Source organism: Nocardioides anomalus (assembly GCF_011046535.1).
Taxonomy (GTDB): domain Bacteria; phylum Actinomycetota; class Actinomycetes; order Propionibacteriales; family Nocardioidaceae; genus Nocardioides; species Nocardioides anomalus.
Genome location: NZ_CP049257.1, coordinates 1,564,761 through 1,587,736 on the forward strand (window position 1 = coordinate 1,564,761; position 22,976 = coordinate 1,587,736).

Here is a 22,976-nt window from a genome sequence, read left to right on the forward strand (position 1 = left end):
TGGTCGCGTGCAGGGACTGGTCCGCTCGGTCAACGTCGGCACGCCGCGCGAGGCGGCGTGGGCCGGCATCGGCCGCACGTCCATCGACAAGGTCGCCGTCGCGGGTCCGGTGGAGGTGCGCCGGCTCGGACTGGGCGGCGACCAGGTCTCCGACACCCGCCACCACGGCGGCGCGGACCAGGCGGTCTACGCCTTCGCCCGCGAGGAGCTGGACTGGTGGGCCGCGCAGCTCGGCACGGACCTGCGCGACGGTGAGTTCGGCGAGAACCTCACCACCGAGGGCGTGGTCGTCGACGACGCCGAGCTGGGGGAGCGGTGGCGCATCGGCACCACGCTGCTCGAGGTCGCCTCGGTGCGCACGCCGTGCCACGACTTCAAGACCTGGATGGGTCGTGGTGGTCACGACAGCCGGGGCTGGGTGCGTCGCTTCGCCGAGCACGGCCACCCCGGGGCGTACCTGCGCGTGCTCCAGGAGGGCACCCTCCAGGAGGGCGACCCGGTCGAGGTCGTGCACCGTCCCGGGCACGGGGTGACCATGCGGACGGCGTTCCGCGCGGCGATGGGCGAGCCCGAGCTGTTGCCGCGCCTGCTCGAGGTGGACGGCCTGGCCGTCAAGCTGCGCCGGCGGGCCGAGGACCACGTCGCGGCTTCCTACCGATCGGTAGGGGTTGTGAACTAGGTTACGTCGCATGTCGCGTCAGGTGGACACCAGCTTCGTCGACCATCTCACCCCGAGCTTCGCCCAGCTCTTCCTCGACCGCGTCGCCGAGTCCGGCCCCGGCGAGGCCTACCGCTTCCCGAAGGGTGAGGGCTGGGAGTCGGTGACCTGGGCCCAGGCCGGGGACCGCGTGACCAAGCTGGCCGCCGGGCTGCTCGCGCTCGGCGTGCAGAAGGAGCAGCGGGTCGGCATCGCCTCCTCCACGCGCTACGAGTGGATCCTGGCCGACCTCGCGGTCATGTGCGCCGGCGGCGCCACGACCACGGTCTACCCCTCGACCAACGCCGAGGACACGGCGTACATCCTCAGCGACTCCGAGTGCCAGGTCGTGTTCGCCGAGGACGACGAGCAGATCAAGAAGCTCGTCGAGAGGCGTGCGGAGCTGCCGACCGTGAGCAAGGTCGTCACCTTCGACCCGGTGTTCGACTCGGCCGACGGCGACTGGGTCATCTCGCTCGACGCGCTGGCCGACCTGGGCGAGAAGCACCTGGTCGAGCAGCCCGACGCCGTCACCGACGTGGTCTCGGGCATCGGCCCGGACGACCTGGCCACCCTCATCTACACCTCCGGCACGACCGGGCGGCCCAAGGGCGTGCGCCTGCAGCACAAGGCGTGGGTCTACGAGGGCGCCGCCATCAAGGCGCAGGACATCCTGCACGAGGACGACCTGCAGTTCCTGTGGCTGCCGATGGCGCACTCCTTCGGCAAGGTGCTGCTGTCCTCCCAGCTGGCCTGCGGCTTCGCCACCGCCATCGACGGCCGCGTGGACAAGATCGTGGACAACCTCGGCGTGGTGAAGCCGACCTTCATGGGCGCGGCGCCCCGCATCTTCGAGAAGGCCCACGGCCGGATCGTCACCATGCAGCAGGCCGAGGGCGGGCTCAAGGAGAAGATCTTCAAGCAGGCCTTCAAGGTCGGCCTCGAGGTCGACCGCCGCAAGCGCGCCGGGACGTCCGTGCCGCCCCTGCTCGGCGTACAGCACGGCCTGTTCGACAAGCTGGTCTTCAGCAAGGTCCGCGAGCGCTTCGGCGGCCGGGTCCGCTTCTTCATCTCCGGCTCCGCCGCGCTCAACCAGGAGATCGCGGAGTGGTTCAACGCCGCCGGCATCCTCATCCTCGAGGGCTACGGCATGACCGAGAACGCCGCCGGCGCCACGGTCAACCACCCCGACGACTACAAGATGGGCACGGTCGGCCCGCCCATCCCCGGCAGCGAGATCAAGCTGGGTGAGGGCGACGAGGTGATGATCAAGGGCCCGCACGTGATGGAGGGCTACCACAACCTGCCGGAGGAGACCGCGAAGGCGCTCACCGAGGACGGCTGGCTCCGCACCGGCGACAAGGGTGCCATCGACGCCGACGGCTTCCTCACCATCACCGGCCGGATCAAGGACCTCTTCAAGACCTCCGGCGGCAAGTACATCGCCCCCTCGGCCATCGAGTCGAAGTTCAAGGCGCTGTGCCCCTACGCCAGCCAGTTCGTGGTCTTCGGCGACGAGCGCAACTTCTGCGTCGCGCTCATCACCCTCGACGAGGACGCGATGGCCGGCTGGGCCGCCGAGAACGGCATGGCCGGCACGTCCTACACCGAGGTCGTCTCCTCCGACGCCGTCCACACCATGGTGGGCCAGTACGTCGACCAGCTCAACGAGAAGCTCAACCGCTGGGAGACCATCAAGAAGTGGGAGCTGCTCGACCACGACCTGTCCATCGAGTCCGGTGAGCTCACGCCCTCGATGAAGGTCAAGCGCAACGTGGTCCAGGAGAACAACAAGGACCGCATCGAGAGCTTCTATAACTGAGGCGGCTCCGCCACCTCTGCTCGGCGCGCTCTCATCGAACCGCGTCGGGTGCCGCCGTTCCGCGCCCCGGCGCGCTCGGTGCGCCGGGCTCCGCCGCGGCGCGCGCGCCGGGGCGCGGAACGACGGCACCCGACGCGGTTCGGCGCGCCGAGCCTGCCCATCACCTTGGCGGCCACCTGTTCGTCCGCATGGGCGGCCACTTGGGCCACCTAGGCGCCGCCGTGGCGGTCCACAGCAGGCGCACAGCCTGGCCCCGCAGGCTCGGGGGCATGAGCGAGCACGAGATCGAGGACCACGACCTGGGGCTGTCCCACGACCTGCCGCGGCTGGCGCGGCGGGGGCTGCTGGGGCTGTTCGGCGGGGCGGGCGCGGTGGCGCTGGTCGCCTGCGGCACGGGGGACGACGACACCACGCTGACCGGGTCGACCACGACCGCGCAGTCCGAGCCGCCGGGCGGCCAGCCGCCGGCACGTGGCGGCGGGGGCGCGGACGCCGAGTCGGCGGTCGAGGTCGGGGAGGGTGAGATACCGGAGGAGACGGCAGGGCCCTACCCGGGCGACGGCTCCAACGGGGTCAACGTGCTGAGCGAGAGCGGGATCGTGCGCAGCGACCTGACGCGCTCGTTCGGCTCGGCGTCCGGGGTGGCCGAGGGCGTGCCGGTCACCGTCGAGCTCACCGTCTACGACCTCAACGGCAGCGAGGTCAGCCCGCTGGCCGGCGCGGCGCTGTACCTGTGGCACTGCGACCGCGAGGGCCGCTACTCGATGTACTCCGAGGGCATCACCGACGAGAACTACCTGCGCGGGGTGCAGGAGACCGCGGCGGACGGCACGGTGCGGTTCACCACGATCTTCCCGGCGTGCTACGACGGCCGGTGGCCGCACATGCACTTCGAGGTCTACGAGTCGCTGGACTCGGCCACGACGTACACGAACAAGCTGCGCACCTCCCAGCTGGCGCTGCCCGAGGCGACCTGCCGCGAGGTGTACGGCGTGGCGGACGGCTACGACGCCAGCGTCGACAACCTGGACCGGGTGAGCCTGGACTCCGACAACGTGTTCAGCGACGGCTACTCGCTGCAGCTGGCGTCGGTGACGGGCTCGGTCGAGGAGGGCTACACGCTCTCCCTCAAGGTGCCGGTCTGATACTGGAGGGGTGCCGTCCGCCCTGCCCGAAGGTGACCCGGCGCCGCCGGACGGGTCGCTGCCCCAGGCGGCGCTGACCGGCGCGCGCGAGCGGCCGTTCGGGGTCTACGTGCACGTGCCGTTCTGCACGGTGCGCTGCGGCTACTGCGACTTCAACACCTACACCGTGGCCGACCTCGGGACCGCCAGCGGCGTGCCCGGCGCCTCGCGGACGACGTACGCCGACGCGGCGGTCCAGGAGGTGCGGCTGGCCCGGCGGGTGCTGGGGGAGGAGGCCGCACCGGTGCGCACGGTGTTCTTCGGCGGCGGCACGCCCACGCTCTTGGACCCGGCCGACCTGACGAAGCTGCTCCGGACCGTCGGCGACGAGCTCGGGCTGGCGCCGGACGCGGAGGTGACCACCGAGGCCAACCCGGACAGCGTGACCAAGGCCGACCTGGTCGCGCTGCGCGACGCGGGCTTCACCCGCATCTCCTTCGGCGTGCAGTCCGCGGTCCCGCACGTGCTGCGGGTGCTCGACCGCACCCACGACCCCGAGCGGGTCCCGGACGTGGTCACGTGGGCCCGCGACGCCGGCTTCGACCAGGTCAGCCTGGACCTCATCTACGGCACGCCGGGGGAGTCGCTCGCCGACTGGGAGACCTCGCTGGACGCGGCGCTGGCCTGCGGGCCCGACCACGTCTCGGCGTACTCCCTCATCGTCGAGGACGGCACCGCCCTGGCCCGGCGGGTGCGGCGCGGCGAGCTGCCGATGCCCGACGAGGACGACCTGGCCGACAAGTACGCCGTCGCCGACGCGCGGCTGGGTGCCGCCGGGCTGGGGTGGTACGAGGTCTCCAACTGGTCCCGGCCGGGCGCGGAGTGCCGGCACAACGTCCTGTACTGGACCGGCGCCGACTGGTGGGGCGTCGGCCCCGGCGCGCACAGCCACGTCGGCGGCGTGCGCTGGTGGAACGTGCGCCACCCCGCGGCGTACGCCGACCGGATCGCCGCCGGGGTGAGCCCGGCCCACGCGCGCGAGGTGCTCGACGCCGAGACCCGGCGGGTCGAGCGGGTGCTCCTCGAGCTGCGGCTGCGCGGCGGGCTGCCCCTCGACGTGCTCGACGACGACGGTCGGGCCGGCGTGCCGGAGCAGGTCGAGCGCGGCCTGGTCCGCGTCGAGGGCGACCGGCTGGTGCTCACCGACGCCGGCCGGCTGCTCGCCGACGGCGTGGTCCGCGACCTGCTCTGAGCCGCCCGGACCGGCCCCTGACTTCTCCCTGAGGAGCGACCGGTCCGGGCCTCGCGGCTCCTAGGCTGGCCCCATGACCACCGGTCCCACCGACCCGCAGCCGGACGAGACGCAGCCCTACGGCTTCTCCGGCGCCGTGCCCCCGCCGCCGCCCCCGCCCCCGCCCCCGCCCCCGCCCCCGCCGACCGGCGGCTACCCGGGCTACCAGGGCTACCAGCCGCCCGGGCTCCCGGCCGGGGCGTACGGCGTGAGCTCGCAGGCGCCGTACGGCCTGCACCCGGGCACCGGCATCCCCTACTCCGACAAGTCCAAGCTCGTCGCCGGGCTGCTGCAGATCCTCATCCCGTTCGGGGTGGGCCGGTTCTACATGGGCTTCACCGGCATCGGCGTGGCCCAGCTGCTCGTGGCCTTCTTCACCTGCGGGCTGTGGAGCATCATCGACGGGATCATCATCCTGGTGAAGGACGACGCCAAGGACTCCCGCGGCTACATCCTGAGGAGCTGAAGCGGCTCAGTCCTCGGCGGTCACGAAGTCGATCAGCTCCTCGACCCGGCCGAGCAGGGCCGGCTCGAGGTCGTCGTAGGACGAGACCCGGCCCAGGATGTGCTTCCAGGCCCGGGCGGTGTCGGCCTGGTCGGCGTGCGGCCAGCCGAGGTGGGCGCAGACGCCCTTCTTCCACTCCACCGAGCGGGGGATCTCGGGCCAGGCCGTCAGCCCGATCCGGTCGGGCTTGACCGCCTGCCAGACGTCGACGAAGGGGTGGCCGACGACCAGCACGTGCGGCCCGGACACCGAGGCCGCGATCCGGCTCTCCTTGGAGCCCGGCACCAGGTGGTCGACCAGGACCCCGACCTTGCGGCCCGGCCCGGGGCCGAAGGCGCGCAGGTGCTCGGCCAGGTCGTCGACGCCGCCGAGGTACTCCACGACGACGCCCTCGATGCGCAGGTCGTCGCCCCAGACCTTCTCCACCAGCTCGGCGTCGTGGCGGCCCTCGACGTAGATCCGGCTGGCCCGGGCCACCCGGGCCCGCGCGTCCGGGACGGCGACCGAGCCGGACGCCGTGCGGGTCGGCTTGGCCGGGGCGGCCTGCCGCACCGGCGCCCGCAGGATGACCGGCTTGCCGTCCAGCAGGAAGCCGGGCCCGAGCGGGAAGGTCCGCCGCCGGCCGCGCCGGTCCTCCAGGGTGAGCACGTCGAGGTCCCGGTCCACCGCCACGACCTCGCCGCAGAAGTCGGTGGTGACCTCCTCGACCACGCTGCCCAGCTCGGCCGCCGCCTCGACGGCGCGGCCCCGCTTGGGCACGCGCCAGTCGCCGGCGAGCACGTCGGTCCCGTAGCGGTCGGTCATGACCATCGACCGTAGGTCGGTCCACCGACAGCGGTCGGGACCAACACGCGCCCCCGCGTCAGTCCTCGCTGTGCTCCTCGTCCCACTGGTTGGGCGTCTTGCCCTCCTCCAGCAGCTCGCCGGGCTCGAGGTCGCCCGCGGTCTCGTTGTCGTCGAGCGGCTCGGCCAGCGGGTTGTCCTCGCCGGGCTGGAGGTCCTCGGGCAGCTGCTCGTCGGAGATGCCGGTCGCGTCCTGCTCGTCGCGCTGTTCGCTCATGGGGGGTCAGTACCCGCCCCGCGCCGGTCGCGTCGTCAGACGAGCGGCAGGCGCTTCTGGCTGCGGGGCAGCTGCTCGTAGCCGCGGGCGACCGCCCGCGCGAGGCCGTCGGCGGGGAAGGGCCACTCGGCGCCGGCGAGCGCCTCGTCCACGGGTACGCCGCGCGTGGCCAGGTCGCGGATGGTCTCGGCCAGGATGCCGATGTCGTTGCGCTGGATCTCGACGAACTCGCGGTCCACGACGGCGCCGTGCCCCGGCACGACGACCGAGGCGGGGGTGAGCAGCCCGAGCACCACGTCGAGGGTCAGCGGCCAGTCCATCGGGTAGCAGTCGGCGCCGAAGCCCGGCGCCGCCGACTCCTCGACCAGGTCCCCGGCCAGCACCACGTCCGCGTCGGGCACGCGCACGACGAGGTCGCCGGCGGTGTGGCCGCGACCGGGGTGGACCAGCTCTACGTACCGGTCGCCCAGGTCGAGCGCGACCGCGGAGGAGAACGTCGTGTCGGCCGGCACGATCTCGGTCTCCTGGACCTCCGCGCGGTGAGGGTCGTCGCGGTTCTCCGGCTCGTCGTACTCCGCCTTGATCCGCTCGCCGGCCGTCACCGTCCGCTCGGCCGCCACCTCGTGGGCGTGCAGCGGGACGTCGCCGTACGCCGCGCGGAAGGTGCCGTTGCCGAAGGTGTGGTCGAAGTGCTCGTGGGTGTTGACCACCGCCACGACCTCGCCGGCTCCGAGCGCGCGGACCTCCTCCACGACGGCGCGCGCGGCGAGCGCCGAGGCGTGGGTGTCGACCACCAGCAGCCCGGCCGACCCGCGGACCACGCTCACGTTGAGGTCGAACCACTCCTGGCGAGAGACCCAGACGTCGTGGGCGACCTCGGTGAACGGCACCCTGCAGGTCTAGCAGATGCCGGCGTGCAGCTCGTGGCGCAGCAGCACGCCGAGCTCCTCGACGCTGGCGGCGGGACGGGAGAACCAGAGCGCCGCCCGGTGGCCGCCGCGCCGGTCGATCCAGGACAGCTCCGCGCCGTGCGTGGTCAGGTCGACGAGGGAGACGTCGAGGAGGTGCTCGGCCGGCGTGCCGGTGGTGCGCGTGACCACCTGCGAGAGCTGCTCGCGGTGGCAGTCGTTGGCGTGCTCGCGGGCCCGCTGCAGGTAGCCCCGGTTGAGCCGCAGGCCCGGGTCGCGGAACTCCCGCAGCGGCACCCGGCGCTGCTCCCCGTCCCGGCCGAGCACGACGAAGTCGAGGTCGAGGACCACCTCGAGCCGCTGCTCGCCGCAGCAGGTGCAGTGCTCGACCTCGCCGATGGAGAGCGAGCCGGTCAGGGTCAGCGTGAGCGCGCGGTCGGCGCTGCCGCCCGGGCCGAGCCCGCTGGTCAGGGTGACCAGCGCGGGGCTGCCCGTCCGTCCCGCGTCGGCCATCGGGGAGCCGAGGCGGCAGGAGAAGGTCGGGACGCCGTCGGCGTCGCGCATCCCGAGCTCGTCGTCGCAGCCGGCGGCCGGGAAGCCGTCCACGGCGACCTCGGCGCCGTCGGGGCAGGACAGGATGCTGCGGGCGAGCTCGGCGTCGGTCACGGCGACTCCTGGTCGAGACGGTCAGGTAAGGCAAGCCTAACCTACTTCCGGCGTACGAGCGTGCCGTCGTCGCGGCGAGTAGCATTGGCACTCAGGAAACGTGAGTGCCAGCCAGGCTGCTCGGGAGGTGCGCGGTGCAGGAGGAACGTCGACTCGCCGTCCTGCGCGCCATCGTCGAGGACTACGTGGCCACCGAGGAGCCGGTCGGTTCCAAGGCGCTCGTCGAGCGCCACGGGCTGGGCGTCTCGTCGGCCACTGTCCGCAACGACATGGCCGCCCTGGAGGACGAGGGCTACATCACCCAGCCGCACACGAGTGCGGGGCGGGTGCCGACCGACAAGGGCTACCGGCTCTTCGTCGACCGGCTCACCACCGTCAAGCCGATGAGCTCCGCCGAGCGGAAGGCCATCGCGACCTTCCTCGACGGCGCCGTGGACCTCGACGACGTGGTCTCCCGCTCGGTCCGGGTGCTGTCGCAGCTGACCCGCCAGGTCGCGCTCGTGCAGTACCCCACGCTCTCGCGCTCCACGGTGCGCCACATCGAGCTGGTCGCCCTGGCCCCGACCCGGTTGCTGGCCGTGCTCATCCTCAGCACCGGGCGGGTCGAGCAGCGCGTGGTCGAGCTGGGCGCCGAGCTCGACGACGGCTGGCTCTCCGACCTGCGCGCCCGGCTCAACTCGGTGGCCTCCGGCCAGATCATCGCCGACGCGGTGACCGGGCTGCGTGGCTGCGTGCCCGAGCGCGACGGCGCGGAGACCTCCGCGGTCGTCGAGTCGCTCGTCGACGCCATGGTGGACCAGCGCCTCGACGAGCGGATCGTGGTCGGGGGCGCGGCCAACCTGGCGCGCTACGGCGACAGCTTCGACTCCGCCGTCCGCCCGCTGCTGGAGGCGCTGGAGGAGCACGTCGTCCTGCTCAAGCTGCTCGGCGAGGCCCAGGGCGACTCCGTGACGGTCACCATCGGCGCCGAGGTGCCCTACGAGCAGCTCTCGGCCACCAGCGTCATCACCACCGGCTACGGACCCCGTGACGAGGCCGTCGCGACGCTCGGGATCGTCGGGCCGACCCGCATGGACTACCCGGGCACGATGGCTGCGGTGCGTGCCGTGGCCCGCTACGTGTCCCGCATCCTCGACGAGGCCTAGGCCTCTCCCACCAGACGAAGGAAGAGATGTCTCAGCCGGACCTGTACGCCCTCCTGGGCGTGAGCCGTGACGCGGACGCGGACGCCATCAAGAAGGCCTACCGCAAGCTCGCCCGGCAGCTCCACCCTGACGTGAACCCCGACCCCGACGCGTCCGCGAAGTTCCAGGAGGTCGGGCGCGCCTACGAGGTGCTGAGCGACCCGCAGAAGCGCGCGGCGTACGACCGCGGCGCCGACCCGTTCGGCGGCGGCATGGGCGCGGGCTTCGGCCAGGGCGCCGGGTTCTCGTTCACCGACATCATGGACGCCTTCTTCGGCGGCCAGGGCGGGCCGGGCCAGACCCGCGGCCCGCGGCCGCGCACCCGGCGCGGTCAGGACGCGCTCATCCGGCTCGAGGTCGAGCTGGCCGAGGCGGCGTTCGGCACGACCCGTGAGCTGAAGGTCGACACCGCTGTGGTGTGCGGCACCTGTCATGGCGAGGGCACCGCGCCCGGCACCCACCCGCAGGTCTGCGAGACGTGCCGCGGGGCCGGCGAGGTGGCGCACGTGCAGCGGTCCTTCCTCGGCGAGATCCGCACCCTGCGCCCGTGCGCGGCCTGCCGCGGCTTCGGCTCGATCATCCCCGACCCCTGCCGGGAGTGCTCCGGCGACGGCCGGGTCCGCTCGCGCCGCACGCTGAGCGTCAAGATCCCCGCCGGCGTCGACGACGGCACCCGCGTGCAGCTGGCCGAGGAGGGCGAGGTCGGCCCCGGCGGCGGCCCCGCCGGCGACCTGTACGTCGAGATCCACGTCGCGCACCACCAGACCTTCACCCGCGAGGGCAACGACCTGCACACCACGGTCACGGTCCCGATGACGGCGGCGGCCCTGGGCACCACGCTCGAGCTGCCCACGCTCGAGGCCGACGTGGTGCCGCCCGAGGGCGCGACCACCGACCTCGAGACGACCTTCGATCTCGAGGTCCGGCCCGGCACCCAGTCCGGCACCGAGCAGGTCCTGCGCGGCCGCGGCGTGCCCGGGCTGCGCGGCGGTCGTGGCGACCTCATCGTCACCGTGGCGGTCGAGACCCCGACCCGGCTCAACGCCCGCGAGGAGGAGCTGCTCAAGGAGCTCGCCGCCCTGCGCGGTGAGGAGCAGCCCACCGGCAAGGCCCGCCCCGAGTCCCGCAAGGGCGCCTTCGGCCGGCTGCGCGACGCGTTCAACACGCACTGAGCCCTCCCGGTCCCGTGTCGCTCCACGTCCACCTCGTGCCGTCCCTGGCCGGGGTGTCCGCGGGCGCGGGCGTGAGCGTCGAGGGGGCCGAGGCGCACCACGCGGTCGCCGTACGCCGCCTCGCGGTCGGTGAGCCCGTGCAGCTGACCGACGGGTCCGGTCGGCTCGCCACCGGGTCGGTGGTGGCGACCGGAAAGGCCCGGCTCGAGGTCCTCGTCGCCGAGGTCGCCGAGGTGCCGGCGCCGTCCCCGCGGGTCACCGTGGTCCAGGCCCTGCCGAAGGGGGATCGCGGCGAGCTCGCCGTCGAGGTGCTCACCGAGATCGGCGTCGACCGGATCGTGCCCTGGGCGGCCTCGCGCTCGGTCGCGGTCTGGCGCGGCGAGCGCGCGGCCAAGTCCCTGGCCAAGTGGCAGGCGACCGCCCGCGAGGCGGCCAAGCAGGCCCGGCGGGCGTGGTTCCCGTCCGTCACGCCTCTGGCGAGCACCGACGAGGTGGCCGCACTGGTCGCCGAGGCGTCGCTGGCGCTGGTGCTGCACGAGGAGGCCACATCGGCCTTGCCGGCGTCGGTGCCCGACGACGTGTTGCTCGTGGTCGGCCCCGAGGGCGGGCTGGCGCCGGAGGAGCTCGAGGCCTTCGCCGCCGCTGGTGCGCAGACCGTCCGGCTCGGCGCCGAGGTGCTGCGCACGTCGACCGCCGGCGTGGCCGCCGTGGCCGCGCTGCTGGCCCGGACGCCCCGCTGGGGCTAGGTCTCAGCCGACGAAGAGGCAGAACGGGTGGCCGGCGGGGTCGGCGAAGACGTAGAGCGGCTCCTCGTCGTCGTCGCTGCGGTCCAGCACCAGCCGGGCGCCGAGCGCCTCGGCCCGCCGGCGCTGCCGCTCGAGGGCGTCGACGTCGGGGACGGTCAGGTCGAGGTGCAGCTGCATGGGCACGTCCGGCGCCGGCCAGGTCGTCGGCGCGAGCTCGTCGACCTGCTGGAAAGCCAGGCGGCGGGTGCCGTCGGCCTCGGTGAGGACCAGCCAGTCGGGGTCGTCGCGGTCCTCGTCGCCGGGGCGGTACTGCAGCCCGAGCAGCGCCCGGTAGAACTCGGCCAGCCCTCGGCAGTCGGTGGTGTCGAGGACGGTGTGGAGCAGGTGGGGGTACTCGGCCATGCCTGCCGTTACCCAGCGCTCGCGGGCACCGCGAGCAGGGCCTCGACCCGGGTCACCTCGACGTCGAGCTGCTCGCGCTCGGCGGGGCTGAGCGGTCGGACCGGCTCGTCGAGGACCACGCGTCCGTCCGCCGCGCGCCACAGACCGACCAGCATGCCGTCGGCGAACACGGTGTTCGCGAGCCCGCCGTTGGGGCCTTGCCACACCCGCCGGGTCTCCGGCGTGGTCACCCGGTCCCGGCCGGCGTGGGAGAGCCAGAGGTTGTCGTACTGGCCGAGCAGCCGGACCGGCGCGGGCGCGTCCTCGTCGGCCAGCGGCGCGTCGGGGACGTCGTAGAGCGCCTTGCCGTCCGGCCCCTCGTGCACCACGAGGTCCAGGCCCTTGAGGACCGGCGCGAGGCGGGTGACCCCGGACCAGGTGGTCACGTCGGCGGCGGTGGCGGGGCCGCACGCCGCGAGGTAGCGCCGCACCAGCTCCGCCACGTCGGGCTCGACGAAGGGACGGCCGAGCCAGCGGTCGGCGTACTGGTAGACCACGCCGCCCGACCCGCGCCAGGTGCCGCGCGGCGGGCACTGGACCAGGGGCGCGGCCGAGCGGGCCAGCTGGCCCAGCTGGGTCGGGGAGTACGCCGGGAAGTGCTCGGCCAGCGCCAGTCCCAGCGCCTTCTGGGTCACTGGTCCGTCGGCCAGCAGGTCGGACAGCGCGGCCAGGAAGGCCTCGCGGTCGACCTCGCGGGCCGTGCCGACCGAGCCGCTGATCCCGATCTCACGCTCGTGCACCGGCGCCGTCCACTGCCGCAGGCGCAGCGCGTCGTCGGCCACGAGCAGGTGCACGGTGCCGCGCAGGGTCAGGAACCGGACCAGCGAGCGGTCCTCGAGCCCGGCCGTCACCTCGCGCGGGTCGAAGGACTCCCGCCGCGCCGCCAGGGAGAGGAAGGGCGACAGGTTCTCCTGGGCCTGGAGGCCCACCAGGTGCCGGACCAGCTCGGGGACGCTCGCGTCGGTGCGCGCGAGCAGGTGCTGGCGGCGCAGCAGCGTCCGGTTGAGGGCGCGCGCCGAGAGCTGCACGGCCGCTACTGGACGGTGATGGTCTTGGTGTCCTCGGTCGGACCCGCGCCCTCGCCGTCGGCGGCGTCGTCGGTCGAGGCCACGAAGGTGTAGGTGCCGGGGGCCAGCGCGCTGACGTCGACCGGCGCCTGCCAGGGGTAGAGCTTGTCGCCCCAGCCCTCGGCGGTGGCGAAGCCCTCCTGCACCTTCTGACCGGAGCCGTCGCGGATCTGCCACGGCACGGTGGCCTCGAAGGAGTTGGCCACCCCGCTGGCGGTGAACGTGCCGCTCACGGTGGCGCCCTCGGCCGGCTCGGTGATGTTGACCAGGGCCAGCACGGCGTTGTCCCCGGCGGCCTTGAAGCTCGTGCCGAGGCCCAGCATGTCGGTGTCGAAGGCGACCGGGACCGACTTCTGCAGCGCTCCCTGCACCGTGCGCACGACCTGCTGGACGGCCAGCTTGGCCTCGGCCGGGCTCATGCCGTCGGGTCGCTCGGCATACGCCGGGTCGGCGGTGAGCGCGATGCTCTCGTCGTGCCCGGCGAGGGTGATCGAGCCGGCCGGCAGCAGCGTGCGGTAGTCAGGGTCGAGGGCGTCCCCGGCGGTCAGCAGGGCCAGCGCCTCGTCGACGGGGTCGTCGGCCCCGACGTCGCGGAACTCGCGGAACAGCCGGGGCCCGAGCGGGGTGTCGCCGACGAAGTAGACCGGGACGGCCACCGTCTCGGCCGCCGGCGTCGCGCTGCTCGTCGCGGGCGAGGCGCTCTCGGTGGCGGGCGGCTCGCTGGTGGGACTGCTCGCGCCCGAGCCCGCGCTGGTGGGCTCGTCGTCGGCGACGTCGGGTCCCTCGTCGGTGCCGCAGCCGGCCAGCACGACCGCGGTGAGCGCAGCGGCGAGGAGGCCGGGCAGCAGGCGGGTACGGCGGCGGGTGGTGCGCATGGGCCCATCCTCCGGTGGGACGGCTGTGACTGGTGGGACCACGCGCCTTCGCCGCGGCGGCGTGTCGGTGGCCTGTGCGACCATCGACACCGGGGTCGAGGGTGGAGGTGGGTCGTGGAGGGGTGCCTGTTCTGCGGAATCGTCGCGGGTGACGTGCCGGCGCAGGTGGTGCACAGCACCGACCGGGTCGTGGCGTTCCGCGACATCAACCCGGCCGCCACCGTGCACGTGCTCGTCGTGCCGCGCGAGCACCACGCCCACGCCGCCGAGCTGGCCGACGCCGCGCCCGAGGTGAGCGCCGAGCTGGTCACCGTGGCCGCCGCGGTGGCCGCCGACGAGGGCCACCCCGACGACTACCGCCTGGTCTACAACACCGGCGCCGGCGCGGGGCAGACCGTGTTCCACGCCCACCTGCACCTGCTGGCCGGCGAGCTGACGGGACCGCTGGCGTGAGGCTCCGGCTGCTGGCCGCGGGCGCCGTAGCCGCGCTGCTGGTGCCCTTCGCCGCGTCGTGCACGACGTCCTCCGACGAGGAGGGCCGCCGCGCCGGCGACCCCGGGTCGCTGCTCCAGCCGACCGAGCCGCCCGAGGTCCAGGCGCAGCAGCTGGCCAACACCCCGACAGGCGACCTGCTCCCGCTGCGCAAGGGAGAGGACCGGATGACGCTGACGATGCCGGAGACCTACACCCCCTCCGCGCCGTACGGCACCGGCACCGACGACTACCGCTGCTTCCTGCTCGACCCCGGCGTCGACCAGGACGTGTGGCTGACCGGCAGCAACGTGCTGCCCGGCAACCCCGACGTCGTGCACCACGTGATCCTGTTCAAGATCGGCCCGGACGCCGTGGCCGACGCCGAGGCCAAGGACGCCGCCACCGTCGACCCGGGCTGGACCTGCTTCGGCGGGACCGGCCTGGCCGGGGAGTTCAACGACCTCGAGGACGCCAACTGGCTGGCCGCGTGGGCGCCCGGCGGCGACGAGACCAAGACGCCCGACGGCTACGGCGTCCGCCTCGAGGCCGGCTCGCGGATCGTCATGCAGGTCCACTACAACCTGCTCAAGGGCGCCGAGCCCGACCGCTCGTCCACCCAGCTGCGCTGGATGCCCGGCTCGACCGACCTCACGCCGCTGCACACCTACCTCATGCCGGCCCCCGTCGAGCTGCCGTGCCGCCCCGGCCACGACCAGAGCCCGCTCTGCGACCGTGGCGCCGCGATGGTCGACGTCAAGAAGCGCTTCGGCGGCGTCGGCGGCACCAACGACCTGCTCCACCTGCTGTGCGGCACCACCGTCGAGCCCGGCGAGACCACCAGCTGCACCCGCCGGGTGAGCCGCGGCATGACCGTGCTCGCCGCCGCCGGCCACATGCACCTGCTCGGCCGCAAGATCAGCATCGAGGCCAACCCCGGCACCCCCGACGCCGCGAACCTGCTGCGCATCCCCGTCTGGGACTTCGACAACCAGGGCAGCAAGCCCGTCGACCCGGTCCACCTCGACGCCGGCGACACCCTGCGCGTCACCTGCCAGCACCAGCAGTGGCTGCGCGACCGGCTGCCCGCCTTCGCCACCCAGCGCGACGACCGCTACGTCATCTGGGCCGAGGGCTCGACCGACGAGATGTGCCTCGGGCTGCTCTCGGTGGCCTACGACGACGAGGACCCCGCCGCCTGACGGACCAGGCCGGCGCCGGCCCTCAGCGCTTCTGGGTGACCTTGAACCGCACCGTCAGCGGCGTCGGGTCGACCAGTCCGGTGACCGGGTCCTTCGCCGTCACCACGACCACGTGCTTGCCGCGCTTGTACTTCTTCTTCAACGGCGACGCGCACGGCTTCGCCGCCTTCTTGTCCACCCGGCAGGTGAACGTCGCACCCGAGGTCGGCGAGGAGAACCTCAGCGTGACCTTGCGCTTGGTCGTCTTCTCGGCCACCTGGCCGGCCAGCACGGTGTCCGGCAGCGGCCGGGTCGTCGGCGTGCTGGTCGGGGTGCTGGTCGGGGTGCCGGTGGGGGTGGTCGTCGGCGTGCTGGTGGGCTGCGCAGGGCACGCGTCCTGGCGGGTCGGGTCGGTCGGGCAGAGGTCCTGGGTCACGTCGCCGTAGCCGTCGCCGTCCACGTCCGGCTCGAGGACCGCGGACAGGTTGACCTGCTGGTTGCTGACCGGCGAGGAGCCATTGAAGTCGACGGCGACGTCGCTGTCCGGGTCGAAGTCGGCGACGGCGACCGACCGGGTGGTGTTGCCGCTCGTCGCTGCCTTGGTGCAGTACGCGTTGACGGTGCTGAGGGCCTGGAGCGCGATCACGTCGTCGGCGTGGACCGGGATCCGGGTGGCGACGCTCACCCGGTCAGTGCCGGAGCCGGTCGTGCTCTTGGCGAGGAGGGTGTAGGTGCCGGGCGCGCCGGCGGGCCGGAGCACCAGGCCGCGGAAGCTCGCCGGGTTGATGAGCCAGGAGCTGAAGGAGGTGATGACCTGCGCAGGCTAAGACACATCTCACCCGACCGGGTGGGGGCTCGCCTAGTAGGACAAGGCCTGCAGCAGCCGCAGGACCGCGAACACCACGGGCAGGCCGAAGACGACCAGCAGCACCCAGGCGGTGATCCGGTGGATCGGCTTGGCGCCGTCGAGCTTGCCGGCGAAGTCGAGCAGGGCTCCGTCGGGGACGTGGTGGGTCAGTCCCATGCGACGGGCGTCGGGTGGGAGGTGCCCGCCCGGGAACCACGAGGGCGGCGTGTTCTCGTCGCCGAGCCCGTCGTCGTACTCGTCGTCGTGGTCGGGCTCGTCCTCGACCCGCGGCATGAGCGCACCCTACGTCGGCCCTGGGCGAACAGCGCGGAAAGGCGGTGGGCCGGCGTGCGGGCGTTGCGTAGCATGGAGAGAGACCCAGCTCCGACAGAGAGGCCTGCCCGTCCGGGCACACATGACTGAATCCACCGATGTGGGGACGACGCCCCAGCCAGCCAAGCACACCGTCGTCGTGCCCAACAGCATCAACATGGTCAGCCTGCTCGGGCCCGGCGATGAGCACCTCGGTCTCATCGAGCAGGCCTTCGACGCCGACGTCCACGTCCGCGGCAACCGGATCACGCTCATCGGCCAGCCGGCCGAGATCGCGCTGGCCGAGCGGCTCCTCGAGGAGCTCGTCCAGCTGATCCGCACCGGCCAGGGCGTGAGCACCGAGACCGTGGAGCGGGTGCTGGCGATGCTGCGCGCGGAGACGACCGAGCGCCCGGCGGACGTGCTGAGCCTCAACATCCTCAGCAACCGCGGCCGCTCGATCCGGCCCAAGACGCTGAACCAGAAGCGGTACGTCGACGCGATCGACAAGCACACGATCACCTTCGGCATCGGCCCGGCCGGCACGGGCAAGACCTACCTGGCGATGGCCAAGGCCGTGCAGGCGCTGCAGTCCAAGAACGTCAACCGGATCATCCTGACCCGGCCGGCGGTCGAGGCGGGTGAGCGGCTCGGGTTCCTGCCCGGGACGCTCAGCGAGAAGATCGACCCCTACCTGCGGCCGCTCTACGACGCGCTGCACGACATGATCGACCCCGAGACGATCCCCAAGCTGCTCGCGGCCGGGACCATCGAGGTGGCGCCGCTGGCCTACATGCGCGGGCGCACGCTCAACGACTCCTTCATCATCCTCGACGAGGCGCAGAACACCACGCCGGAGCAGATGAAGATGTTCCTGACCCGCCTCGGCTTCGGCTCCAAGATCGTGGTCACCGGCGACGTCACCCAGGTCGACCTGCCGGGCGGCACCAAGTCCGGGCTGCGGGTCATCCAGGACATCCTCGACGGCGTGGAGGACCTGTCGTTCAACCGGCTCACCTCCCACGACGTGGTGCGGCACCGCCTGGTCGGCAAGATCGTGGCGGCGTACGACGAGTTCGACGCGCGCCAGGAGCACGCCGAGCCGCGCGCCCCGCGCGGCACGAGCCGGCAGTGACCGGGCCGTGAGCATCGAGGTACTCAACGAGTCCGGCCAGCCGCTCGACGTCGACGGGCTGGTCGGGCTGAGCCGGTTCGTGCTCGAGCGGATGCGGGTGCACCCGCTGGCCGAGCTGTGCATCAAGGCCGTGGACGAGGACACCATGACCGGCCTCAACGAGAAGTGGATGGAAGGCACCGGTCCGACCGACGTGCTCGCCTTCCCGATGGACGAGCTGCGGCCCGGACTGGCCAACGAGGAGCCCGAGGAGGGCATCCTCGGCGACCTCATGCTGTGCCCGACCATCGCGGAGAAGCAGGCGGTCACCGCCGGGCACTCGACCGAGGCAGAGCTCGAGCTGCTGACCGTCCACGGCATCCTGCACCTGCTGGGCTACGACCACGCCGAGCCGGAGGAGCACGCGGAGATGTTCGGGCTCCAGGACCGGCTCCTCGAGGAGTGGCGAAGCTCTTGATCTTCGTGCTGGCCGCCGCGCTGGTCGTGCTGGCCGGCCTGTTCTCCATGGCGGACGCGGCTCTCACCTCGTTCTCGCGGGCCCGGGCCGACGAGCTCCTGGCCGACGGCCAGGCGGGCTCGCGGCGGCTGGTCGCGCTCCTGGCCGACCCGGCGCCGTACCTCAACACCGCCCTGCTGCTGCGCCTGCTCTGCGAGATCTCCGCGATCGTGCTGGTCACCCGCGAGACGCTCACGGTCTTCGACGACTCGTGGTGGCAGACCTCGCTGGTCACCATCGGCGTGATGCTGGTCGTGAGCTTCGTGGTCATCGGCGTCGCGCCCCGCACCCTGGGCCGCCAGCACGCCGAGCGGGTGGCCCTGTGGTCGGCCGCACCGCTCGGGTTCGTGACCACGGTGCTCGGCCCGATCCCCAAGCTCCTGATCCTCATCGGCAACGCGCTGACACCCGGCCGGGGCTACCGCGAGGGGCCGTTCTCCACCGAGACCGAGCTGCGCGAGCTGGTCGACTTCGCCGAGTCCTCCGCGCTCATCGAGGCCGGCGAGCGCCGGATGATCCACTCGGTCTTCGAGCTCGGCGACACCACCGTGCGCGAGGTGATGGTGCCGCGCAACGACGTGATCTTCATCGAGCGCCACAAGAACCTGCGCCAGACCATGTCGCTGTTCCTGCGCTCCGGGTTCTCGCGCGTGCCGGTCATCGACGACAACCTCGACCACGTGGTCGGCATCGCCTACCTCAAGGACATCGTGCGCCGCGACTTCGAGGCGCCCGACGTGGAGTTCACCCAGCGCATCGAGTCGGTCATGCGCCCGGCGTACTGGGTCCCCGAGTCCAAGCCCATCGACGCCCTGCTCTCGGAGATGCAGGCCCGCCGCCAGCACCTCGCGATCGTGGTGGACGAGTACGGCGGCACCGCCGGTCTGGTCACCATCGAGGACCTGCTGGAGGAGATCGTCGGCGAGATCACCGACGAGTACGACGCCGAGGAGGTCGAGACCGAGACCCTCGACGACGGGTCGGTGCGCGTCTCGAGCCGCTACCCGATCGACGACCTCGACGAGCTGTTCGGCTTCGACGTCGCGGAGGAGGACGTCGACTCCGTCGGCGGGCTGATGGCCAAGCACCTCGGCCTGGTCCCCATCCCCGGCTCGCAGGTCGTGGCCCACGGGCTGCGCTTCACCGCCGAGGACACCGCCGGGCGCCGCAACAAGGTCGGCACCGTGCGCATCGTCCGGGTCGAGCCCGACCCCGAACCCGACGTCGTCCAGGAGGCCGCCGCCCGTGACTGACCCGCTCGCCACCGCCCTCGCCCCCGAGGACCAGAAGCTCGTCACCCTCGCCCGCGCCACCCGCGGCCGCACCGGCGGCCCCGACGGCGCCGCCGTCCGCGACACCGACGGCCGCACCTACGCCGCCGCCACCCTCGCCCTGCCCTCGCTGTCGGTCTCCGCGCTCGGCGTCTGCGTGGCCATGGCCCACTCCGGCGGCTCGGCCGGTCTCGAGGCCGCCGTGCTGCTGACCGACGCCACCGAGGTCGCCGCCGGCGATCTCGACGCCCTGCGCGACTTCGCCGGCCCCGGCGTCCCCGTGCTGCTCGGCGACCCCCGCGGCGCGGTGACGTCGTCGACGACGACCTGAGCCCGCTGCGCCGGGCCGTCGACGAGCGCTTCGCGGTCACCGGCGCGGACACCCCGGGCTGGCCGCCACCGCGCAGCGACCACGAGGCGCCGCGCGAGGAGGAGTACTCCCGCATGCTCGACCCCGCGAAGTACCTCATCGTGCGCGCCCGCCTCGCGGCCTGGCGCGACGTCCTGGTCGAGCGCGGCGCAGCCTGCGACGTCGAGATCACCGGCGTCGCGCCGATGATCGAAGCGGCCCCACCGGAGCGCGTCGCGCGGTGGGAGCCGACCGCCCCGGGGGCGCTGCCGCTCACGCTCGGCTACCGCGGCGTGGAGGGGGTCGCCGAGAACATCGTCGACCTGGGAGTCGGCGACCCGCCGGTCTGGATCGACGCCTCGCCGCACTGCGGCTGCGACGCCTGCGACGAGGGCTCGGGCCAGCTGCTCACGGAGCTCGACGACGTCGTCGAGCACGTGGTGTCCGGCGACCTGGTCCGCGTCGACGGTGACGGCGGCCACGCCCAGACGACCTTCCGCGGCGCCTCGTGGAACCTCCCCGACGGGGAGGCGCTGCTGCGCGCCGCGGGCCGGACCCCGCTGCCGGGCTACCGCGTCAGCATCGGCGCGCCCTGGCTCTGACCAGGACGGCGACCCGAAATCTCGCCGACACGACTCGGGAGTAACGTGCGGCGGGTGACCTCCTCGTGGCAGGCGCACGAGGCCGCGGTGGCGCGCCTCCAGGCGTCGTACGACGCGATCCCGGCGGGTTCACCGGTCCGGCTCGCGAAGAAGACCAGCAACCTCTTCCGTCCCCGGGCGGCGACGAGCCACGGGCTCGACGTGTCGGGGCTGGACGGCGTCATCGAGGTCGACCCGGTGGGGCAGACCGCCGAGGTGCAGGGGATGTGCACCTACGAGCACCTGGTCGAGGCGACGCTGCCGCACGGCCTGATCCCGCTTGTCGTGCCGCAGCTCAAGACCATCACGCTCGGCGGGGCGGTGACGGGGCTGGGGATCGAGTCGACCAGCTTCCGCAGCGGGCTGCCGCACGAGTCGGTGGAGGAGATGGACGTCTTCACCGGCGCGGGCGAGGTGGTGACGACTCGGCCCGGTGACGACCTCTTCGACACCTTCCCCAACTCCTACGGCAGCCTCGGCTACGCCACGCGGATCCGGATCGGGCTGGAGCGGGTGCCCGACCGCGTCGAGCTGCGGCACGTGCGCTTCGACGACCCCGGGCTGCTGTCCAAGACGATCGCGGAGATCGTGGAGACCCGCGAGCACGACGGGCTCCAGGTCGACGGCCTGGACGGCGTGGCCTTCGCGCCGGGGGAGTACTACCTCACCCTGGCCCGCTGGTTCGAGCCCCTGGCGGACCGCGGCGACGCGCCGGAGGCTTCGAGGCTCGCTGCGCTCGCACCTCAGCCACCGACGAGCGACTACACCGGCCAGCAGGTCTACTACCGCTCGATCCAGCAGCGCCAGACCGACCTGTTGACCATGCACGACTACCTGTGGCGCTGGGACACCGACTGGTTCTGGTGCTCGGGCGCGTTCGGGGTGCAGAACCCGACGGTGCGCCGGCTGTGGCCGCGGAGGTACCGCCGCAGCGACGTCTACCACCGGCTGATCGGGCTCAACCGCCGCACCGGCTTCATGGACTGGCTCGACCGGCGCAAGGGCCGGCCGCAGCGCGAGATGGTGGTCCAGGACGTCGAGGTGCCCGTCGAGCGGCTGGGTGAGTTCCTGGACTGGTTCGACGCCGAGGTCGGCATGCGGCCGGTGTGGCTGTGCCCGCTGGTCAGCCCCGGCACGTCCACCGGCGCGCAGTGGCCGACCTACCCCTTGCGGCCGGGCACGACCTACGTCAACGTCGGCTTCTGGGGCACGGTGCACGTCGGCCCCGAGGCCCCCGACGCACCGCGCAACCGCGCGATCGAGGCCAAGGTGATGGAGCTGGGCGGCCACAAGTCGCTGTACTCCGAGGCCTTCTACGACCGGGAGACCTTCGACCGGCTCTACGACGGCCCGCACCTGGCCGCCGTCAAGCAGCAGTACGACCCTGAGGACCGGCTCCTCAGCCTCTACGACAAGGCGGTACGCGACCGATGACCACGACCCTCAGCATCGCCGAGGCCCTGAACTCGCTGCTCAAGGCGCCGCTGCCGCTGCGCTTCACGGCGTACGACGGCAGCGCGAGCGGCCCCGAGGACTCGGCCTACGGCCTGCACCTGGCCAACGAGCGCGGCCTGCGCTACATCCTCACCGCTCCGGGCGACCTCGGCTTCGGTCGCGCGTACGTCGCCGGCGACCTCCAGCTCAGCGGTGTCCACCCGGGCGACCCCTACGAGGCGCTCAAGCTGGTCCAGAGCAACCTGAGCTTCAAGCGCCCCTCGGCCGGCGAGGTCGTGTCCATCCTCCGCTCGCTCGGCCTGTCGACGCTGCGCCCGCCGGCCCCGCCGCCGCAGGAGGCGCCGTCGCGGCTGCGCCGCACGGTCGAGGGGCTGCGCCACTCGCTGGGCCGTGACGCCGAGGCGATCCACCACCACTACGACGTCTCCAACCGCTTCTACGAGCTGGTCCTCGGCCCGTCGATGACCTACACCTGCGCGGTCTTCCCGACCGAGACCTCGACGCTGGAGGAGGCGCAGTTCGAGAAGTACGACCTCGTCGCCCGCAAGCTCGACCTCGAGCCGGGCCAGCGGCTGCTCGACCTCGGCTGCGGCTGGGGCGGGATGGTGCGCCACGCGGCCCGCGAGTACGGCGTGCACGCGCTCGGCGTCACCCTGTCGCGCGAGCAGGCGGCCTGGGCCCAGGAGAAGATCAAGGAGGAGGGGCTCGACCACCTCGCCGAGGTCCGGCACATGGACTACCGCCACGTCGAGGAGCGCGACTTCGACGCGATCTCCTCGATCGGCCTGACCGAGCACATCGGCGTGAAGAACTACGCCTCCTACTTCGCCTTCATCGAGGACCGCCTGCGTCCGCAGGGCCGGCTGCTCAACCACTGCATCACCCGCCACGACAACCACTTCCGCGAGACCGGGGCGTTCCTGGACCGCTACGTCTTCCCCGACGGCGAGCTCACCGGCTCCGGCCAGATCATCAAGGACGTGCAGGACGCCGGCCTCGAGGTGCAGCACGAGGAGAACCTCCGGGTCCACTACGCCAAGACGCTCACCGGCTGGTGCCGCAACCTGGTCGAGAACTGGGACGAGTGCGTGGCCGAGGTGGGCGAGGGCACCGCGCGGGTCTGGGGGCTCTACATGGCCGGGTCGCGGATCGGCTTCGAGCGCAACGAGACCCAGCTCCACCACGTGCTGGCCACCAAGACCGTCGACGGCGTGAGCGGCTACCCGCTGCGGCACGACTGGCGCCCGTAGCTAGCGTGAG

26 protein-coding genes are annotated in these 22,976 nt (G+C 72.9%); 17 read left to right on the forward strand and 9 right to left on the reverse strand.

Annotated features, from left to right (window positions below; translation table 11 throughout):
• Positions 1 to 7 precede the first annotated feature (7 nt).
• The 5 genes from G5V58_RS07910 to G5V58_RS07930 all read left to right on the forward strand — a co-directional run bounded on the left by G5V58_RS07910 (position 8) and on the right by G5V58_RS07930 (position 5,400).
• Entirely contained in the window at positions 8 to 679 is a 672-nt protein-coding gene (locus G5V58_RS07910) for an MOSC domain-containing protein (RefSeq protein ID WP_196240570.1), read from the forward strand.
• 10 nt (positions 680 to 689) lie between these two features.
• Complete coding sequence (locus G5V58_RS07915) at positions 690 to 2,519, forward strand: AMP-dependent synthetase/ligase (protein WP_165230782.1); 1,830 nt, start codon at positions 690 to 692, stop codon at positions 2,517 to 2,519.
• Positions 2,520 to 2,788: 269 nt separating this feature from the next.
• Positions 2,789 to 3,664: a dioxygenase family protein gene (locus G5V58_RS07920; protein WP_165230785.1), complete on the forward strand. Its 876-nt coding sequence runs from the start codon at positions 2,789 to 2,791 to the stop codon at positions 3,662 to 3,664.
• Between the two features lie 10 nt (positions 3,665 to 3,674).
• Positions 3,675 to 4,895, forward strand: coding sequence for a radical SAM family heme chaperone HemW (gene hemW / locus G5V58_RS07925; RefSeq protein ID WP_165230788.1), 1,221 nt, complete (start codon positions 3,675 to 3,677; stop codon positions 4,893 to 4,895).
• A gap of 73 nt (positions 4,896 to 4,968) precedes the next feature.
• The gene (locus tag G5V58_RS07930; protein ID WP_165230793.1) at positions 4,969 to 5,400 is read left to right on the forward strand and encodes a TM2 domain-containing protein; all 432 of its coding nucleotides are present in this window, start codon (positions 4,969 to 4,971) and stop codon (positions 5,398 to 5,400) included.
• A gap of 6 nt (positions 5,401 to 5,406) precedes the next feature.
• Here the strand turns inward: G5V58_RS07930 and G5V58_RS07935 are convergent, their stop codons facing one another.
• Genes G5V58_RS07935 through G5V58_RS07950 form a run of 4 tightly spaced genes read right to left on the reverse strand, consistent with a single transcriptional unit; the run spans position 5,407 to position 8,073 of the window.
• Positions 5,407 to 6,243 (reverse strand): DUF3097 domain-containing protein, encoded by an 837-nt coding sequence (locus tag G5V58_RS07935; RefSeq protein ID WP_165230796.1) that lies wholly within the window; start codon positions 6,241 to 6,243, stop codon positions 5,407 to 5,409.
• Positions 6,244 to 6,301: 58 nt separating this feature from the next.
• Positions 6,302 to 6,499, reverse strand: coding sequence for a hypothetical protein (locus G5V58_RS07940; RefSeq protein ID WP_165230799.1), 198 nt, complete (start codon positions 6,497 to 6,499; stop codon positions 6,302 to 6,304).
• Positions 6,500 to 6,534: 35 nt separating this feature from the next.
• The gene (locus tag G5V58_RS07945) at positions 6,535 to 7,389 is read right to left on the reverse strand and encodes an MBL fold metallo-hydrolase (protein ID WP_165230802.1); all 855 of its coding nucleotides are present in this window, start codon (positions 7,387 to 7,389) and stop codon (positions 6,535 to 6,537) included.
• A 9-nt stretch (positions 7,390 to 7,398) separates the two neighbouring features.
• Entirely contained in the window at positions 7,399 to 8,073 is a 675-nt protein-coding gene (locus G5V58_RS07950) for a hypothetical protein (protein WP_165230805.1), read from the reverse strand.
• 134 nt (positions 8,074 to 8,207) lie between these two features.
• Here G5V58_RS07950 and hrcA point away from each other — a divergent pair, with 134 nt between their 5' ends.
• From hrcA to G5V58_RS07965, 3 genes are read left to right on the forward strand one after another with little or no spacing between them, the layout of a single operon-like run.
• Positions 8,208 to 9,218 (forward strand): heat-inducible transcriptional repressor HrcA, encoded by a 1,011-nt coding sequence (gene hrcA, locus G5V58_RS07955; protein WP_165238781.1) that lies wholly within the window; start codon positions 8,208 to 8,210, stop codon positions 9,216 to 9,218.
• A gap of 26 nt (positions 9,219 to 9,244) precedes the next feature.
• Positions 9,245 to 10,429, forward strand: coding sequence for a molecular chaperone DnaJ (gene dnaJ, locus G5V58_RS07960; protein ID WP_165230808.1), 1,185 nt, complete (start codon positions 9,245 to 9,247; stop codon positions 10,427 to 10,429).
• A gap of 14 nt (positions 10,430 to 10,443) precedes the next feature.
• Positions 10,444 to 11,175 carry a 16S rRNA (uracil(1498)-N(3))-methyltransferase gene (locus tag G5V58_RS07965; protein ID WP_165230811.1) on the forward strand — a complete coding sequence of 244 codons (732 nt, stop codon included), beginning with the start codon at positions 10,444 to 10,446 and terminating at the stop codon, positions 11,173 to 11,175.
• 3 nt (positions 11,176 to 11,178) lie between these two features.
• Here the strand turns inward: G5V58_RS07965 and G5V58_RS07970 are convergent, their stop codons facing one another.
• From G5V58_RS07970 to G5V58_RS07980, 3 genes are read right to left on the reverse strand one after another with little or no spacing between them, the layout of a single operon-like run.
• A complete protein-coding gene (locus G5V58_RS07970) occupies positions 11,179 to 11,577 on the reverse strand; it encodes a VOC family protein (RefSeq protein WP_165230814.1) in 399 nt (132 codons plus the stop codon).
• An 8-nt stretch (positions 11,578 to 11,585) separates the two neighbouring features.
• Positions 11,586 to 12,644: a winged helix DNA-binding domain-containing protein gene (locus G5V58_RS07975; RefSeq protein WP_165230817.1), complete on the reverse strand. Its 1,059-nt coding sequence runs from the start codon at positions 12,642 to 12,644 to the stop codon at positions 11,586 to 11,588.
• 5 nt (positions 12,645 to 12,649) lie between these two features.
• Complete coding sequence (locus tag G5V58_RS07980; protein WP_165230820.1) at positions 12,650 to 13,558, reverse strand: Gmad2 immunoglobulin-like domain-containing protein; 909 nt, start codon at positions 13,556 to 13,558, stop codon at positions 12,650 to 12,652.
• Positions 13,559 to 13,672: 114 nt separating this feature from the next.
• On the opposite strand from G5V58_RS07980, the gene G5V58_RS07985 reads away from it, so the two are divergent.
• Entirely contained in the window at positions 13,673 to 14,011 is a 339-nt protein-coding gene (locus tag G5V58_RS07985) for an HIT domain-containing protein (protein WP_165230823.1), read from the forward strand.
• Positions 14,008 to 15,231, forward strand: a complete 1,224-nt coding sequence (locus G5V58_RS07990; RefSeq protein ID WP_165230827.1) for a hypothetical protein — start codon at positions 14,008 to 14,010, stop codon at positions 15,229 to 15,231. Before G5V58_RS07985 ends, G5V58_RS07990 begins: the two co-directional genes overlap by 4 nt.
• A 22-nt stretch (positions 15,232 to 15,253) precedes the next feature.
• Here the strand turns inward: G5V58_RS07990 and G5V58_RS25605 are convergent, their stop codons facing one another.
• On the reverse strand, positions 15,254 to 15,970 hold the full coding sequence (locus G5V58_RS25605; RefSeq protein WP_196240571.1) for a hypothetical protein: 717 nt from the start codon (positions 15,968 to 15,970) through the stop codon (positions 15,254 to 15,256).
• Positions 15,971 to 16,069: 99 nt separating this feature from the next.
• Positions 16,070 to 16,351, reverse strand: a complete 282-nt coding sequence (locus G5V58_RS08000; protein ID WP_165230829.1) for a hypothetical protein — start codon at positions 16,349 to 16,351, stop codon at positions 16,070 to 16,072.
• Between the two features lie 121 nt (positions 16,352 to 16,472).
• On the opposite strand from G5V58_RS08000, the gene G5V58_RS08005 reads away from it, so the two are divergent.
• Genes G5V58_RS08005 through G5V58_RS08035 form a run of 7 tightly spaced genes read left to right on the forward strand, consistent with a single transcriptional unit; the run spans position 16,473 to position 22,966 of the window.
• Positions 16,473 to 17,504 carry a PhoH family protein gene (locus tag G5V58_RS08005; protein ID WP_165230832.1) on the forward strand — a complete coding sequence of 344 codons (1,032 nt, stop codon included), beginning with the start codon at positions 16,473 to 16,475 and terminating at the stop codon, positions 17,502 to 17,504.
• A gap of 7 nt (positions 17,505 to 17,511) precedes the next feature.
• Positions 17,512 to 17,961 carry an rRNA maturation RNase YbeY gene (gene ybeY / locus G5V58_RS08010; protein ID WP_165230835.1) on the forward strand — a complete coding sequence of 150 codons (450 nt, stop codon included), beginning with the start codon at positions 17,512 to 17,514 and terminating at the stop codon, positions 17,959 to 17,961.
• A gap of 47 nt (positions 17,962 to 18,008) precedes the next feature.
• Complete coding sequence (locus G5V58_RS08015; protein WP_407939749.1) at positions 18,009 to 19,253, forward strand: hemolysin family protein; 1,245 nt, start codon at positions 18,009 to 18,011, stop codon at positions 19,251 to 19,253.
• Positions 19,246 to 19,602, forward strand: coding sequence for a cytidine deaminase (locus G5V58_RS08020; RefSeq protein WP_165230841.1), 357 nt, complete (start codon positions 19,246 to 19,248; stop codon positions 19,600 to 19,602). The genes G5V58_RS08015 and G5V58_RS08020 overlap by 8 nt, the downstream gene beginning before the upstream one ends.
• 5 nt (positions 19,603 to 19,607) lie before the next feature.
• Positions 19,608 to 20,222 (forward strand): DUF6226 family protein, encoded by a 615-nt coding sequence (locus tag G5V58_RS08025; RefSeq protein WP_230487337.1) that lies wholly within the window; start codon positions 19,608 to 19,610, stop codon positions 20,220 to 20,222.
• 54 nt (positions 20,223 to 20,276) lie between these two features.
• On the forward strand, positions 20,277 to 21,695 hold the full coding sequence (locus tag G5V58_RS08030; RefSeq protein ID WP_165230846.1) for an FAD-binding oxidoreductase: 1,419 nt from the start codon (positions 20,277 to 20,279) through the stop codon (positions 21,693 to 21,695).
• Positions 21,692 to 22,966 carry an SAM-dependent methyltransferase gene (locus G5V58_RS08035; RefSeq protein WP_165230849.1) on the forward strand — a complete coding sequence of 425 codons (1,275 nt, stop codon included), beginning with the start codon at positions 21,692 to 21,694 and terminating at the stop codon, positions 22,964 to 22,966. The genes G5V58_RS08030 and G5V58_RS08035 overlap by 4 nt, the downstream gene beginning before the upstream one ends.
• Positions 22,967 to 22,976: the final 10 nt, after the last annotated feature.